Annotated in this window: 12 protein-coding genes; 3 read left to right on the top strand and 9 right to left on the bottom strand. The window is 43.8% G+C overall.

Annotation, left to right across the window (positions count from 1 at the left end):
• Positions 1–123: 123 nt before the first annotated feature.
• The 3 genes from NL626_RS07975 to yccS all read right to left on the bottom strand — a co-directional run bounded on the left by NL626_RS07975 (position 124) and on the right by yccS (position 3,080).
• On the bottom strand, positions 124–426 hold the full coding sequence (locus NL626_RS07975; protein ID WP_054730279.1) for a hypothetical protein: 303 nt from the start codon (positions 424–426) through the stop codon (positions 124–126).
• Positions 427–506: 80 nt separating this feature from the next.
• Complete coding sequence (locus NL626_RS07970; RefSeq protein WP_005376575.1) at positions 507–737, bottom strand: hypothetical protein; 231 nt, start codon at positions 735–737, stop codon at positions 507–509.
• A 189-nt stretch (positions 738–926) separates the two neighbouring features.
• Positions 927–3,080, bottom strand: a complete 2,154-nt coding sequence (gene yccS / locus NL626_RS07965; RefSeq protein WP_031781171.1) for a YccS family putative transporter — start codon at positions 3,078–3,080, stop codon at positions 927–929.
• A 324-nt stretch (positions 3,081–3,404) separates the two neighbouring features.
• On the opposite strand from yccS, the gene helD reads away from it, so the two are divergent.
• Positions 3,405–5,474, top strand: a complete 2,070-nt coding sequence (gene helD / locus NL626_RS07960) for a DNA helicase IV (RefSeq protein WP_253657203.1) — start codon at positions 3,405–3,407, stop codon at positions 5,472–5,474.
• Between the two features lie 77 nt (positions 5,475–5,551).
• On the opposite strand, the gene NL626_RS07955 is transcribed toward helD, so the two are convergent.
• Both NL626_RS07955 and torT read right to left on the bottom strand, forming a co-directional pair.
• Positions 5,552–6,007 (bottom strand): methylglyoxal synthase, encoded by a 456-nt coding sequence (locus tag NL626_RS07955; protein WP_005376571.1) that lies wholly within the window; start codon positions 6,005–6,007, stop codon positions 5,552–5,554.
• A 64-nt stretch (positions 6,008–6,071) separates the two neighbouring features.
• On the bottom strand, positions 6,072–7,121 hold the full coding sequence (gene torT, locus NL626_RS07950) for a TMAO reductase system periplasmic protein TorT (protein ID WP_258479008.1): 1,050 nt from the start codon (positions 7,119–7,121) through the stop codon (positions 6,072–6,074).
• Positions 7,122–7,164: 43 nt separating this feature from the next.
• On the opposite strand from torT, the gene torS reads away from it, so the two are divergent.
• Entirely contained in the window at positions 7,165–10,128 is a 2,964-nt protein-coding gene (torS, locus tag NL626_RS07945; RefSeq protein WP_053307617.1) for a TMAO reductase system sensor histidine kinase/response regulator TorS, read from the top strand.
• 50 nt (positions 10,129–10,178) lie between these two features.
• Here the strand turns inward: torS and NL626_RS07940 are convergent, their stop codons facing one another.
• The 3 genes from NL626_RS07940 to NL626_RS07930 all read right to left on the bottom strand — a co-directional run bounded on the left by NL626_RS07940 (position 10,179) and on the right by NL626_RS07930 (position 13,210).
• Positions 10,179–10,370, bottom strand: a complete 192-nt coding sequence (locus NL626_RS07940) for a hypothetical protein (protein WP_005376565.1) — start codon at positions 10,368–10,370, stop codon at positions 10,179–10,181.
• Positions 10,371–10,388: 18 nt separating this feature from the next.
• Positions 10,389–12,743 (bottom strand): fatty acid cis/trans isomerase, encoded by a 2,355-nt coding sequence (locus tag NL626_RS07935; RefSeq protein ID WP_213960644.1) that lies wholly within the window; start codon positions 12,741–12,743, stop codon positions 10,389–10,391.
• An 80-nt stretch (positions 12,744–12,823) separates the two neighbouring features.
• Positions 12,824–13,210, bottom strand: a complete 387-nt coding sequence (locus tag NL626_RS07930) for a winged helix-turn-helix domain-containing protein (RefSeq protein WP_137282695.1) — start codon at positions 13,208–13,210, stop codon at positions 12,824–12,826.
• Between the two features lie 306 nt (positions 13,211–13,516).
• Here NL626_RS07930 and NL626_RS07925 point away from each other — a divergent pair, with 306 nt between their 5' ends.
• Positions 13,517–15,064, top strand: a complete 1,548-nt coding sequence (locus NL626_RS07925) for an arylsulfatase (RefSeq protein ID WP_253657201.1) — start codon at positions 13,517–13,519, stop codon at positions 15,062–15,064.
• Between the two features lie 55 nt (positions 15,065–15,119).
• On the opposite strand, the gene NL626_RS07920 is transcribed toward NL626_RS07925, so the two are convergent.
• Positions 15,120–15,206, bottom strand: an 87-nt coding sequence (locus tag NL626_RS07920) for an integrase core domain-containing protein (protein ID WP_138939050.1), incomplete at its 5' end; no start/stop codon positions are given.

Below are 15,206 nucleotides of genomic sequence, written 5' to 3'. Positions count from 1 at the left end.
TGATTTTAAACAGGAGATATTTGAATCGAAATAGAAAGAAAGAGCGAAGCAAAGGGGTTATCTTGTTACGACGTTATAGTGATAGTTGGAAATTAAAATAGCGATAATTTGACGTTAAATCGCCTAAACGTGGATGTCTAGCAAGCTGCCAATGATTTCATTGTTTTTCTCTATGACAGACGCGCCAACTCGGTTATAACCAGCGGCTTGTGCTAGGTTGATGAGAGATTCAACTTTTTGAGAGGGAAGGCTAGGTGTTGAGGCTGTTATTGCGACATCCGAAACCGCAGCTAAATCGATGTTGTGATCAGAAAGCTCTTCTTTTACCTTACTTACATTATTGCTAATGCCATGTGCAGCTTTCTCGGCCATTTGTTGTGACATCTGAACGATGTGGTGTCCAGATTGAATTCCCGATACAGGCATATCACTACTCCCAACATTATGATAGTGAGAGCATAGGTGGAGTTTATAAAACGTTCAAGTGTTTTATATCAATGACTTGATTAGGCAAACAGTTTGGCAAGCATTTCTCTTTCTTCACCAGATAGAACCGGTTTTTGCGCTTTATTTAGTTTCACGCTGATCTCACCTTGTAATGACTTTAACTGACTTGCCGTTAAATCACTGAGCTTTTGTTTAAGTTCATTAAATTGTTGTGCGTTCATCTCAATACCTTCGTCGTGATTCGGTTTATCCGTCGTTGCCCGAAATTCTTCATCCTTTGGATACAACATATTTATTCAACCAAAATAGATTAGAATTTGATCGATTGCTTTTTGTCCGAATATTGTCAAGGTGTGTTAAGTGATACGTCAGATTTTTCCTAAGAAGGTACATAATTACCCACTTTGGGGTAGATGGAAGCGTAAAAAGAAAAAGGGAAGCGATATAGCGCTTCCCTCTTACATATGGTTTGAATGTTACTAACTTACCCTGACGGCAAACTTACTAGCAAGTGAATGAAGCTCTGGGAGCATGCGATAGATAAGATGAAGTTGCTGCAATACCATGCGGGCAGAGCTGTCGTCTTCATCGCGCCATTCGTTTAAGCGTTGCTCGAGTCCAGCATCATCAATATTAGATAGGTCACACTCCTCACAATGCTGGTGAAGCTGTTTATGAAGTACATCCAGATGCTGATGAATACAACGGTGAGCATCTAAAACGAGTTTATGAATTGACTCATCTTCGATGCGAGTTCTGTGCGCGCCTAATGCAGAAATATAGTTCAACATTGCGTGATTTAACGTTAGGAAGCGAAAACTTTCATCAACAGCTGCGCGATATTTGCCAGGCTCCGCCAGCATCGTACTAATCGCAGAAGAGAGTGAGGCATCATTATTGTGGGCCTGGCGGCGAGCGATACGGTAACTCAAATTGTCTTTCTTGCCGATTCTATACTGACCAATGATCTGATCGAGATACTGCTTGTTCGCCTCTATCGCATCCGACATAACTTTGTGAAGCCTTCTCGACTGCCAGTCGGGCAAAATAACTAATACAGCTCCTACTGCAAGCACACACCCGATGAGGGTATCTGCTAGTCGAGGAAGGACAACTGCGTAACCTTCACCTAGTTGATTAAATAAGAAGAGGACGAGCAGTGTAATAAAACCAGTCGCGTACCCATAGTTGTTCATCCGGAAGGCGAAAAACATCACACCAGAGATAACGATAAATACTAACTGGCTTTCTTGAGAAGGGAAAAAAGTCAGCAATGGTACACCAATCAACAAACCAGCTAATGTACCTATTACTCGCGCCGTCAATTTTTGGCGAGTGGCACTGTAGTTCGGTTGGCATACGAATAAAGTGGTTAAGAGTATCCAGTAACCTCGGTCGATGTTGAATATTTGAATGATTCCATAGCCAATCGTTAAGGCAATTGACATACGTAATGCATGCCGAAACAGCATCGAATCTTTGTGTAAATTTGCTGATATACGCTGCCACATCGCTTTTAGCGTGTGTGGGTTGGTATCGGCGAGGGTATCTTCTTCGAGGCCTTCAACATCTGGGTTGTTAATGTTATTAAGCTGTTTTTCTACCGTCGCTAAGTTATTGAATAAATATGTTAACTGCATCAGAAGACGTTTCCAGTGCCCTTGCTTTTGTTCTTCTAGATAAGCAAGAGAGTTTTGTACTTCAGCTAATGCCAGAATAGATTGATCGGTATGGGAGTATTCATTTCCTAGCTGAATGGCTAGTGCAATATCACGACACGCTTGGGCTTGAGACTCCAAAAGATATTTAAAACGAAACAGCACATCAGAACGTTCAAATTCGGTCGCTAAATCCTGATAGCGATAATGGCTAGAACTGACTCGTTCGTGAATGTCTTGAGCGATGAAATAAATATTTAAAAATCGGTCACTAGGCCCATCAATGTGACCCCGTTTCGATCGGTTAAGTAATGTGGTTTTACAAACGTTTAGTGCCGTAACCGTGGCAGCATTGCATTTTGCAGCTTCAATCCGCAGCGGTTGTGGCGTCAAGTTGGTCACAGGGTGAAAAAGCTTGGCTTTCGCATCAAGATAATTCGCCATTTGGAAGAACACATTGGCTAAGCTTTGTTGCACCGGTTGAAGAGGCCAAAATATCTGCCAAATCATGGACATGAAGTAATACCAGGCGGCACCAGTCAAAAGCAGTAGTGGCTGAAACCAAATGTTGGTGCTTTCATGTGCGCCAAGCATAGTATAAATAGCGATCAGCAACGAACCAAAAGCAATACTCGCGTACTTAGGACCTATCGCCCCAAGAATGATGAAGCCGAAGGTTGAGATAAATAATCCCAACGCAAAAGCCCATGGGGTATCGAACAAGATTTCAATTGAAAAAGCAGCAAGCGCAAAACAGAGAAAGGTGAGAATCAGAGCCTTGATGCGTCCAGTGAAACTGTCATCACTTTCAGCCAAAGCAGCAGCAATAACGCCTAATATTAATGGCGTTATCAGCGTGTTTTGCTCGAAGTACCAAGTTGGGATAACCACACCCAGTAAGGTAATGAGGATAAGAACGCTGTAATTTATCGTCTTGTTTGCCCAATATAGCCGAAATTTAGAAGTTGCTTGCACAATGCGCCTTATGTTTCCGATGAAGAACAGGGGGAATACTACCAGACCCACTATAGCGCGTTTATGATTTACTTTAAGAAAAATTCGTGGTTGCTGATAAAATCAGCAGGGATGTCATTGACTTATATTAAAGCTGCCAGGTCATGTATTGAGGATTGTAAAGCCAGCTTCAAATAACCTCAGCTTTAGGTTATTAAATCGACAGTAATGTGAATTTTATTAAAGAATAGAAGAAGAAGCTTACTTAGGAGCTCGCCGTTGCTACAATTTAGCGCCTTAAAATGATATAAATCGACAACTTCTAAACTAAAAGGCGCACGTTTCATGCAGCTTACTGCCACTAGCAAAGCACAGTTTTTTATTCAAAATGAGTACCATCACGTCGAAATAAAAGAGAACAGTGTTTTATTAAGCTCGATAGGCAGTGAAGAACATATTCCTTTTACGATCTGGAATGGCAAAGTTAGCGTAAAGCGTGGGTTATTATGGAGCTCTTTACAGTTTTTTGCTCATGAACACGAAGGCAAACAACAAAGCTGGCTAGTCCAAGGTTTACCGTGGCCACAATGCCGAAAGTTCGCGCTTGAGGCCGTTCGTCAATATCAAGAGTGGCACAACACTCAGTGCCGAAAACTGGCTGAGTATCTACCTAAGTGGGAAGAAGAGCTTTACAAACTAAAGCACTTGCCTGCTTACTTATCGCATTCTCAAGTGGTCTCCTGGGTTGAAAGTCTTAACCAAGAGTTAAGCGAGATGAAAACCACCCTAGAAGAAGCCAAAATGCGAATGCCGAATCGTATGTCGCAAATAGAGCCTTGGCTCATTGATACCTCTGAGGCGCTTGGTGAGCGTAATCGCGATTGGCTAGAAGCAGAACGTCCAAATTGGGAAGTGCTGTTTAATCAAATTGAATCCTCTCCTTTGAATTTATCCCAGCAATATGCGGTATTACTCAACGACGACCACAACTTAGTTCTTGCTGGTGCCGGCTCGGGCAAAACCAGCGTTTTAACCGCACGAGTTGCCTATTTGTTGCAAAGCCATCAGGCTCAAGCAGAAGAGCTTCTCATGTTAGCGTTCGGTCGTGATGCGGCGACTGAAATGAAAGAACGCTTAGTAGATAAAGTGGGCATGGCGGCAGACGGTGTGCGCGTCAACACATTCCATCAGTTGGGCTTGTATATTCTTAAACAAGTCGAACAGCAACCTGTCGAAATTAGCCCTTTAGCGTTGGACGAAAATCAACGAACGGCATGGTGTGTAGACTGGTTGAAAAAACATTGGATGACACCCACCAACTTTAAACGTTGGCAAAAACATTTAGACAAATGGCCGATTGCGTACCTAAAAGGGGATGATGAGTTAGGAAGCCATTCAGAAAATCCAAAACTGATCGCTTGGCTAGATTCGCAGCTGTCTCATTTAGCGGCGGTAGGGTTGACCAAAAAGCAAGTACAAGAAAAGCTCGTAAACCACCAAGACTATACGCGTTTAAATAGTGAACTCGCCTTATGCTGGCCATGTTTTACAGCGTGGCAGAAAATGCTTAAAGAAAGCAACCAAGTGGATTTCCCAACCATGATCAGTCGTGCGACAGATTATGTGAATAAAGGAAAGTTTGTCTCGCCATGGCGCTTTATTATGGTCGATGAGTATCAAGATATCTCTCCAGACCGTCTGGCATTGATTGAAGCACTGTGTGAATCCACTCAGAAACAAGCAGGTGCGACGTTATTTGCTGTTGGCGACGATTGGCAAGCGATCTATCAGTTTGCAGGAGCGGATGTCGATCTTATCACTGGCTTTAAAGAACGCTTTGCTCACTCAACCGTTCATCACTTAGATACAACTTATCGTTTCAACAATCAGATTGGTGATGTAGCGAATACATTCGTGCAGCAAAACCCATCGCAGTTGCCGAAAACACTAAACAGCCACAAACAACGCAAGCAGAAGAGCGTACATACCGCGCCGAGCAATCAAGTGGAAAAGATCTTGGATCACTTGAATCAACAAGCCAAGCAAACCAAGTCAGTTTTATTGCTAGGACGTAACCATTATCACAAGCCCGATTTGTTCGACGATTGGTTGCGACGTTTCCCTAATCTCGATATTCGCTTTATGACTTGCCATGCGAGTAAAGGACGCGAAGCTGACTTTGTGATTATTCTTTCTGTGGATGAGGGGCAATTCCCCGCTAAGAAGAAGCAAATTCACATTGATGGTGCGTTGACGGAGTCCAAAGACAAATTCCCTTACGCAGAAGAGCGCAGGCTATTTTACGTGGCGATTACACGTGCAAAAGAGAAGGTTTGGATCACGCATACTGGTGCGGGGTCTGCGTTCGTTCAAGAGCTCTTTAATGGTGACTATCCCATCGTGACTTCCCGTTAAATGCAGCGTTTAGAATGTTAAAAACAGCAAAGGCGATACTTGGTATCGCCTTTGCTTTATTTGGTTGGCATCAAAGCTTACATACGCTCAGCAAGATAGGCTTCGTAATCCGGCACTTCGATGTCTACTTCTTGCTCAAGAAGAGGGGAGTTAAACAGGAACTTAGCGGTGGCTCGGTTCGTTGCTACAGGAATATTCCAAACACTAGCAATACGAAGAAGCGCTTTAACGTCTGGGTCGTGAGGTACGGCATTCAGTGGATCCCAAAAGAAAACGAGAACGTCGATTTTGCCTTCTGAAATGAGAGCGCCTAGTTGTTGATCACCGCCCATCGGACCACTGATCATGCTCTTGATCGCAAGTCCAGTTTCTTTACTTAGCATGTGTCCTGTCGTGCCAGTTGCGTAAAGGAAGTGACTCTGTAGCTTTTCTTTGTTTTCTTTTACCCAGCGAAGTAGCTCAGGTTTGCAGTTGTCGTGAGCAACCAAAGCCACATGTTTATGGGTTGGCATGGTACGAATGGTTTTTTGCATCAAGATGTTTCCGTTTGTATGATTTTAAAATTGTTGTGACTCAATAGAACACGTTTTTGGTCTTTCAATCAACAGCCTTAACACGGAATGTCGGCCTATATTCTGACGGAGATAACGATTCTTCGATCGTGTCGTCATGAAGCGTCTTCGGAGTCAGTGGTTTGATGGTTGGTGAGGCATGTTTGTCATAAGCTTCACCTCTTAAGTAATGCGTTGCTTGCATCAGGGAAAGCCGACCTTGCTGCACCATTTTATCTGTTGGTGCGAAGAGTACTTTGTTACGTAACAGGCCTCGATATACACCATGACTTAAGTACACAGAAACTAAACCGATCTCCTCAGCTTTGCCGGCACTGCGCAGCTCACTGATGGCCGCTTCAATCGCCACTGCACTGCCAACAATGTAATCTATATTTCCCATATCGATCACACGTTGAACTAGGTTACGTTGTAACTCCTTGTCGTTGTCTGCCCAAAATGAGTCAACAATGTTGATATCACTTCCTTGTATCGCTTCATAAAATCCGGCAGTAACGGGTTTCGTACCACCACGAGTTCGCGGCCCCAAAAGTAAGGCAATGTTGGTTTTTCCTGACCCCTTTGGATGGCGAGCTGCCAAATATTGACCCGCTTCGTATCCCATCCAATGCCAGTCAACACCGACAGTCCCTTTTAGCAACTCACTTTGTTCTTCATCCAAGTCGAGTTGGTTCACAGTAGCAAAAACGGGAGTATTCCCCACCCAATTTTTAAGTGAATGCTCGTAAGCCTGTGGGTCCACGGTCCCAAGGATAACCGCATCTGCTCCCCATTGATTACACAGTGCGAGTTGTTGTTCTTGACGGGTTTTGTTTGGGTAGCCGCCCGCTTCAAGGACTCGTAGCTCGACACCTTCTCTTTTCGCTTCGGACACCATTCCATAGTTTACTGACAACCAGTATGAATCCTTTAGGTGAGGGTATATTGCACATATTTTCTCTGCGGCAACCGCTGGCAAAGAAGCAACTAGGGTTAAAATGGCTGCAGAATGTTTGAAAAATGTGCGAAATGCGTGTTGATTTTTAACCATGAAATGAAGTTCGTTGGCATAGATTAAGTAAACACTGCAAAATATAACGTAATATGTCGCTGAACACGAACATTAAGGTCATGAAAATATGCTGCTAGCAACTGCAAGCATCGGTCGTAAACTTTTGTTGTCTTTCATTGCGATGGCAATACTGGTCATGTTATCGGCACTTATTGGTGTGTCTGGATTTTCTTTGGTTGCCAAAACCGAAAGAAATGTCGTGGATTCTGCGATTCCCGCCATGATTGAGGCGAGGCAAGTATCTGAGTTGAGTACTCGTATTATTTCGTCTGTACAAATGTTGTCGAACGCAAGAAACGAGCAGGAAAGAAAGGAGTCAGGGCGAGTGCTGTTCGAACAGCTCGAGTCTTTACTCACTCACATCAAGGAGCTCGGGAGTGAGTCGTTCGATTCTCAATTGTTAGAAGCTTTAGAGAATAACGTCCAGAACGTTATCGACAATTTGGCAGAACTCGGTGTTTCGGTTGAAAAAAAGCTGTGGCTTGCAAAAGAGATAGATACTCGTGTTGAAGAAATGCGTCTGCTCAGTGAAGAGCTAGAACAACTAACTCGTACGCAAGTTCAGAATACGAGCACCATTGCTGTTGCTAACGTCACGCATATTTATGACTTATTGGAATCGAATAAAAAATCGCAAGTTTATCAGGCGCTAGATGCACTGGTGGAGGTCGATCTTGATCTGACGGAACGATTGCATGAACTGCACTTGTTGGCCTTTAAAATGTTGAATCAAATTGAAGAGGCTCGGACATTAACGAATATTGAGCGAATTCAACAGGTTCAAAGTGATTTCGATAGCAACCTCAAAATCATGCAACGCCGTGTACTCGCTGTGGAAGATCCTACGCGCTCTAAGCAAATGAGCCAACTGCTCATAGAGCTTGGTAAGCGTCAGGTCGTATTTTCTATACTGATGCAGCAATACGAGAATAACGAACAGTCACAACAGCTGATGCAAAAGACATTAGAGTTGTTCTCAGAGCTTAATGGCACGGTCAACAAATTGGTTGATGATTCAAACAAAACCACTACCGTCGCTGTAGACCAATTGACCAGCACATTGAAATTCGCTCAATGGTCTCTAACCGTTATTTCAATTGTTGGTTTGATTGTATTGGTGCTGATTTTATGGCGTGTGGTGTACCTTTCTGTTGTGAAGCGGTTAGCGGAATATTCCGCTGCGTTACTGTCTGTGGCACAGGGTAACTTAGCGGTTGAGTTGGAAGTGAAAGGCAAAGATGAGTTGGCGCATATGGGGCAGGCCATCATCACGGCTCGTAATACCGCGCAAGCACTGAAAGTGGTAGCAGAGGGTGAAGCTCAAGCCAAGCGAGAGCTTGAGGAGCATAAAGAGCATTTAGAAGAGCTCGTTGAGCAGCGCACTTCGCAGTTAAAACAAGCAAACCGCCGTTTGAATGAAGAGGTTTTGAATCACGCTAAAGCTCGCAAGCAAGCAGAGCAAGCGAGCCGAGCAAAATCGGCTTTCTTGGCGACGATGAGCCATGAGATAAGAACGCCAATGAACGGAGTGTTGGGGACAGCACGCTTGCTGATTGACTCAGGCCTCAACCCAATTCAAAAGCGTTATGCGGAAATCATTAATCGTAGTGGTAAAACGTTGCTCGCGATCCTTAATGATGTACTGGATTACTCCAAGATTGAAGCGGGGCATTTAGAAATTCGTCACATGGGCTTTGATTTACACCAAATGGTGGAGGACACTTTCCAGTTAATGAACAGTCGAGCACAAGAGAAGAAGCTGCTGTTCTCCTACCATATTGAAAGTGATGTTAGTCGCTACTGGAAAGGGGATGTCACCAGAATCAGTCAGGTGCTGAACAATCTTGTTGGTAACGCGATTAAGTTCACTGACGAAGGAGAAATTGATATCTACGTTAGCCTGAACCCAGAGGACGAGTCGCAAGTCCTGTTTGAAGTATCAGACACTGGAATAGGAATTGCCAAAAAATACCAGAGAACGTTGTTTGATGCCTTCACGCAAGCTGAAGGTGGGATGAGCCAAACTGGAGGCACGGGGCTTGGACTTGCTATCAGTAAGCGAATCATTGAAGCGATGGGCGGTGTTTTAGAAGTCGATTCCGAAGAGGGAAATGGTAGCCGATTCTGGTTCTCTATTCCGTTAGAGGAAAGCGAACCTGTTGAAACAGGAACCGTGGCAACCGCACGTTGCAAAGTGAAAGCAAAGGTCTTGCTGGTAGAAGATAATGAAGTCAACCGAGTGGTCGCGGAAGGTTTTCTAGAAAGCATGGGGCATCAAGTCGTGATGGCAGAAAACGGCTCACAAGCAGAGCAACTGATCAGCACACAAGATTTTGATATCGCTTTGGTCGACATCAACCTCCCTGATTGTGATGGAACTGAGTTGATCCAACGCTTAAAGCGGATTGAGTGTGATAAGCCGGCCAATAAAGCGCTTGCCGTCACGCCAATGATTGCAGTGTCTGCGCACGTTTTTGCGGAAGAAGTTGAGCGCTATCTAGCCGCTGGTTTTGACGGATACTTGCCTAAGCCATTGGCAAAAGAGGCACTCGCGGCATTGATTCAGGATGCGCTAGACGGAAAGCCGTTGTTGTTGCCACAAAATGCCGACTGTACCCCGTTTGATCAAATTTCGCCTCAAGAACAAGAGCTACAATCAAAGGTCGTTCAAGCACCCCAAAAAAAGGAACCCGATGTGGTTATCATTAATCCGAGCGTGATTGAGTCCGATATGAAAATCTTGGGCAGAGATAAGATGTTGCACATTATTAATCTGTTTAGATCCACCAGCACTGATGTATTAAGCAAACTGCAAGCGTCTGCTGAGGACAATGATAGTAAAGAAGTAAAGAACCTTGCCCATAAATTAAAGGGCAGCGCGGGAAGTTTAGGACTAACTGCATTAATGAACGCTTGCCAAGCAATTGAAGCCGCGGCTCAACCTTTAGATACCTATAATGCGACTAAAGATGATTTAGTTTCTCAAGTGTCTGCATCAATTCAAGCTCTGGATGAGTTAATGGCGAAGTAATCCATCGAGCATTGAAAATAAAAAAACCTCCGGCTTTCCGGAGGTTTTTTCTATTCGGTCATGTCATCTTCCCACTCGAATCGAGTGTCTAGGGCATAAGGGTCATCATCAAAAGGATGTTCCACTTTGCCACGCAAGTATTCGAGTTGATGCTCAAGCATATTGACCGTTTCGTAGTCTCCCTCAGAACAAGCAACGTAAATCTGTTGTTCAAGAGCGGCAATGTTATCTCGGATACCCATGAGAACCCCCTTAAATCATCATCGATTCTCAAAACGATTATAGTCAAGTAATCCAAATTCGATCGGTTGTTTTGTACGGTACCAATTGTGTAAACGATCGCTAAATGACCAGAATTTTTCTGAGCTTCTACGAATCGCAAAATTATCCAATAACTTAACGTAATCGGACTCGTTTTGGATGGCACTAAATTGATCGACAAAATCTTTTACTTGGTTTTCGTTGATCGAGAAAAATGCCGCAGGGTAGCTTCCCACAACGCCGCGTACAATGGTCATGTCATCGTTAGCAAAGTCACGGTTACTTTCTTCATCAAACAAGCTAGAGATGTTTGTGTGTGCATTGTTGTGAAGTAAGGTGAACAATTCATCTTCCCCTGATTTACTTCTCACCATAAGCATAGTGATTTGCGGAACGGTTTTCAGGCCTTCACCACGAACGTGGTCAATACGTTTTAGTTGCTTTTCACTACTCGCAGAAAGAGCCGTGTCTTGAATTTCGTAGCGAGGCAGAAGCACATCTGAGACATGTTCTCTCAACAACTCCACCAACTCCGTTTTTGGATCGTCACTCTTATACTGAACGCTGGTTGGTTGGTTAAACGGCTTCACATTTCGTTGTAAAAAGTCACTCAACTGCGGGCTTTGATCTTTATACCAGCTAGATTGAAGTTCATGGCGCATATCGGCGGGTAACAACGAGATAAAGTTACTTTCGCCTTCTAGACGCAAGAAGTCCATAAACATTCGTGTCATGAGCTGGTGGCCGAAGTTACCGTAAACGTCAAACCCAGCAACAAGCAAATAGTGGATACGCTCTAGTAACGCGTAGTCAAGAATCCACACTGTTTTAGGCTGTTCACCAACTAACCCTTGAACAACAGAAGCACTATCAAAATGGCGGAATATCGTTAATGCCGCATTATGGTTGGTGCCATTACCATCCCAAATTACTTCGGTGGATAGGTTTTCACCTTCTTTAAACCAGTTATTAGTGAACTCAGATTTAGCCTCTAGGTAGCGAGCTTGTTGACGCGCGTACTTGACCCAGTTGGTAACAGGTAGCGTGTTACTTTCTTGCTCTGCCGGTAGTTTTAGATTATCAGCCTGAGATCGGTAAAACTCATTTACTTCTGGGATGTCTGCTTTATCTGGATCAAGGAAAAACACCCAAAAGCGATCATTGATAACATTCAATGCCAGTTGGCCACGACAAACTGGGCCTTTGATGTATGCCATTATTGTATTTTGTGCATTATCTAGCATGAACTTAAAGCGCGACTTCACTGGAAGGTCGATGAATGATGTCATCGGGTTTGCAGCAACTTCTGGTTCATAACTCGGTAGCTGACTAACCATGTAATCAGCATCAATAAACCAAGTTTTCCAGTTCTCTATGCGTTGCTTGTTTAACGCGAATGGCATGTGAGTTTTATCTACTATGGTCCCTTGCTCTGGAATAATTCGATAAAACACACGTTCAACCCCTGGATCATCGTACGGGCGACGCGTTGAAATACGTTTGACGGGCTGTCCTGGTGGTGTAGCAGAGCGGACGAGCGTGAAGAATCGGGGATCTTCATCGAGTTCCGAAAAGTAGAGATGAGATAAAAACAAATGCTCATATATATACCTAGCCATCAGCTGATTTTTCAAATCAGAGTGGTTAAGTAATGTTTCGTACTTATCTATTTGCGCTTGCTCATTCTCACTAACAGGTTGGTGAACGTTCATTATTGCGCCGTTTTCCAACCAAGTCATGAGTGTGTGGTATTCACTGTTTGATAGATTTGGCATACCAAAAGGCATGCCCCAGGTTGGGTTATCCTTTTCGTATTGCTCGTATTCTTCAATCGTTGGACAGGTTTGCTCTCGGTCTATCGAAAAGTCAAAGCCTTCTAACTGGACTTGGTCAGGCAATGGGTGGCGCTCTTTTTGCTGTAGCAAACGTGCGATAAGGCCTGCGTCAATGTTGGCTGCCATGCTTTGATCACGTTCGTTGAGAACCGGATGAAAACCCGCATCGCGCCACTCTTGGGTTGTTTCTGCATCTTCGAATAAGCGTGTTGGTGCTGCGGCTGTGAGTCTTGTTCCTTCATATACCAGTGCTTTACTCGCACCACGGTCAATGCCCTCAACAGAAGAGAGCTTAAGCTGACATGGTGCATCGTAGCACGCGTGGCAGACGACACAGCGGTTATCCATAATGGGTTTAACTTCGCTTTGGAAGAAGTTTGCTTGAGGGGTTTCTACGTCAACTGTGCGTTCACGCACGAGCTGTGGACCAAACAGTTGGTCATAGTTAAGACCAGCATAGGTTGCACAGCCGGCAAACAAAGTAGCAATGCAAAGTGTAAAAATTAAGCGCAAATTCATTGAGTTATTTTACGTGATTAGAATTTGCATTAATTAAAGCAAAATAAGCGGTCAATTACCAAAAGTTGGGTCAATTAGCGTTAATTTTTCTGTTGATTGTCTGAGCGCTTGAAAATATAACCCTGGCGGTGGACTGTCTGAATTCTGTCTGTTGGAACACCTTCGTGAACTAGACGCTTTCTCATTCTGCTCATGTGCATATCGAGTGCTCGATCATGTTCAGTAAATTCACGTTTTAGTACTGTTTCGTAAAGAAAAGGCTTACTAAGTACTTGATCTTGATGGTGAGTGAGAGTTTGCAGCAGCTTAAATTGAATGCTTGTTAACTGAACAGATTTCTTGTTTGGCAAGTAATTGAGTACCACAGAGTGAGTGTGCTTATCTAGTAATAGCTCCTCATCATTATGGTGAACGCCGTTGTGTTGGCATTGGGAAGTTTTTCCATTTGAAACCTTGGAGTCAAGCACACGGGTACCTTAATTATTAATAGTAGTAAAACGTATTATCATTAATATTTATATAAAAGCAATCAGGTACTTTATGAGCACTGTGATATGCGTAGACAATCTTAATACTTGAGATTAACAGTAGTGATGAATGGTGCGATGTCGCTCTGAACTAAAGTGCTATTGGAGTGCGTATTAGCTACAAATAACGGTGTAATGTTAGGCAAAGATAGAAAGAATTCTCATTTAGTAAATTCGCTTATCCGCTATTTGTGAACTATACATTCTGTTGCAGGAAGCACTTTTCTAATACACACAGAGGTTTATATGACAGCGAAATATGGCGTTAAACGCCGATTAGCGATTCTTGCCGCCGCTTTAATCGGTGCGACAAGTAGCAGTATCGCAGCAGAGAAACCAAATATTCTCGTCATTTGGGGTGATGATATTGGCCAGTCCAATCTCAGTGCTTACACGTTTGGCTTGATGGGGTACAAAACACCAAATATAGATAGTATCGCCAAAGAAGGCATGATGTTCACTGACTATTACGGTGAGCAATCTTGTACAGCGGGCCGTTCTACTTTCATTACGGGCCAAACCGTTCTTAGAACAGGTTTGAGTAAAGTGGGGCTTCCAGGTGCTGATCTTGGCTTGAAGGAAGAGGACGCAACCATTGCCGAAATGCTGAAGCCGATGGGCTATATGACAGGGCAATTTGGTAAAAACCACTTAGGTGATAAAGATGAGCACCTTCCTACTAATCACGGCTTCGATGAATTTTTTGGCAACCTTTATCACTTGAACGCCGAGGAGGAGCCAGAAAACGTCGATTATCCTAAAGATCCTGAGTTTCGTAAAAAGTTCGGTCCGCGCGGCGTTATCCGTTCGTACGCTGATGGCAAAATTGAGGATACAGGACCTCTAACTCGCAAGCGCATGGAAACCGTGGATGAAGAGACGTTAGATGCGGCACTCGACTTTATGGATCGTGCCGTCAAGGCTGAAAAACCTTTCTTTGTCTGGTGGAACGCAACTCGTATGCACTTCCGTACTCATGTGAAAGAAGAGAACTCTGGAAAAACAGGTATCAGCGAGTATGCAGATGGTATGGTCGAGCATGATAACCATGTAGGTCAGCTACTGAAAAAAGTGGATGATTTGGGTATTAAAGACAACACAATCGTCTTTTACTCCACCGATAATGGCCCACACATGAACTCGTGGCCAGATGCAGGTACAACGCCATTCCGTGGAGAGAAAAATACCAACTGGGAAGGTGCGTACCGAGTTCCTGCGATGGTACGTTGGCCGGGTAAAATTAAAGCTGGCTCTGTTTCGAATGATATCATGCATCACATGGACTGGATGCCAACGTTCGTTGCTGCCGCGGGTGATGACAAGATCAAAGAGAAATTGCTCAAAGGTTATAGTGCGAATGGTAAGAAATTCAAAGTTCACCTAGACGGCTATAACTTCCTACCATATTTGACTGGTAAAGAGGATAAGGCCCCACGAGAAGAAATTTTTTACTTCTCAGATGATGGAGACTTAACTGCACTTCGCTATAACAAATGGAAGCTGGTCTTTATGGAGCAACGAGCAAAAGGCACGTTGCGTATTTGGGCTGAACCATTCACCACACTTCGTGTTCCTAAGATCTTCAACTTGCGTATGGATCCTTACGAAGTGGCTGATATCACTTCTAACACTTACTACGATTGGATGCTAGACCGTGCTTACATGCTTGTTCCTGCGCAAGCTTACGTAGGCAGATTCCTTGAAACGTTTAAAGAGTTCCCACCAAGGCAAAAAGCAGCAAGCTTCTCGCTCGATCAAGTGATGGAGAAACTAAAAGAGAACCCAAATAAGTAGGAAAAGCTAAGTGAAGTATCACTGACCCGTCCTGATATGGGTTGACACTTTTTAACTAAAACGCTCGATGTACTTCATCGGGCGTTTTGTATTTTAAAGCCGTATGAGGCCTCATTTGATTATAGATATCTACGGACTCTGC

This window comes from Vibrio sp. Y58_MX_L22 (genome assembly GCF_024181865.1).
Classification (GTDB): Bacteria; Pseudomonadota; Gammaproteobacteria; order Enterobacterales; family Vibrionaceae; genus Vibrio; species Vibrio alginolyticus.
Note: the sequence above shows the minus strand (reverse complement) of the source record. Positions and strands in the feature narration are given on the sequence as shown.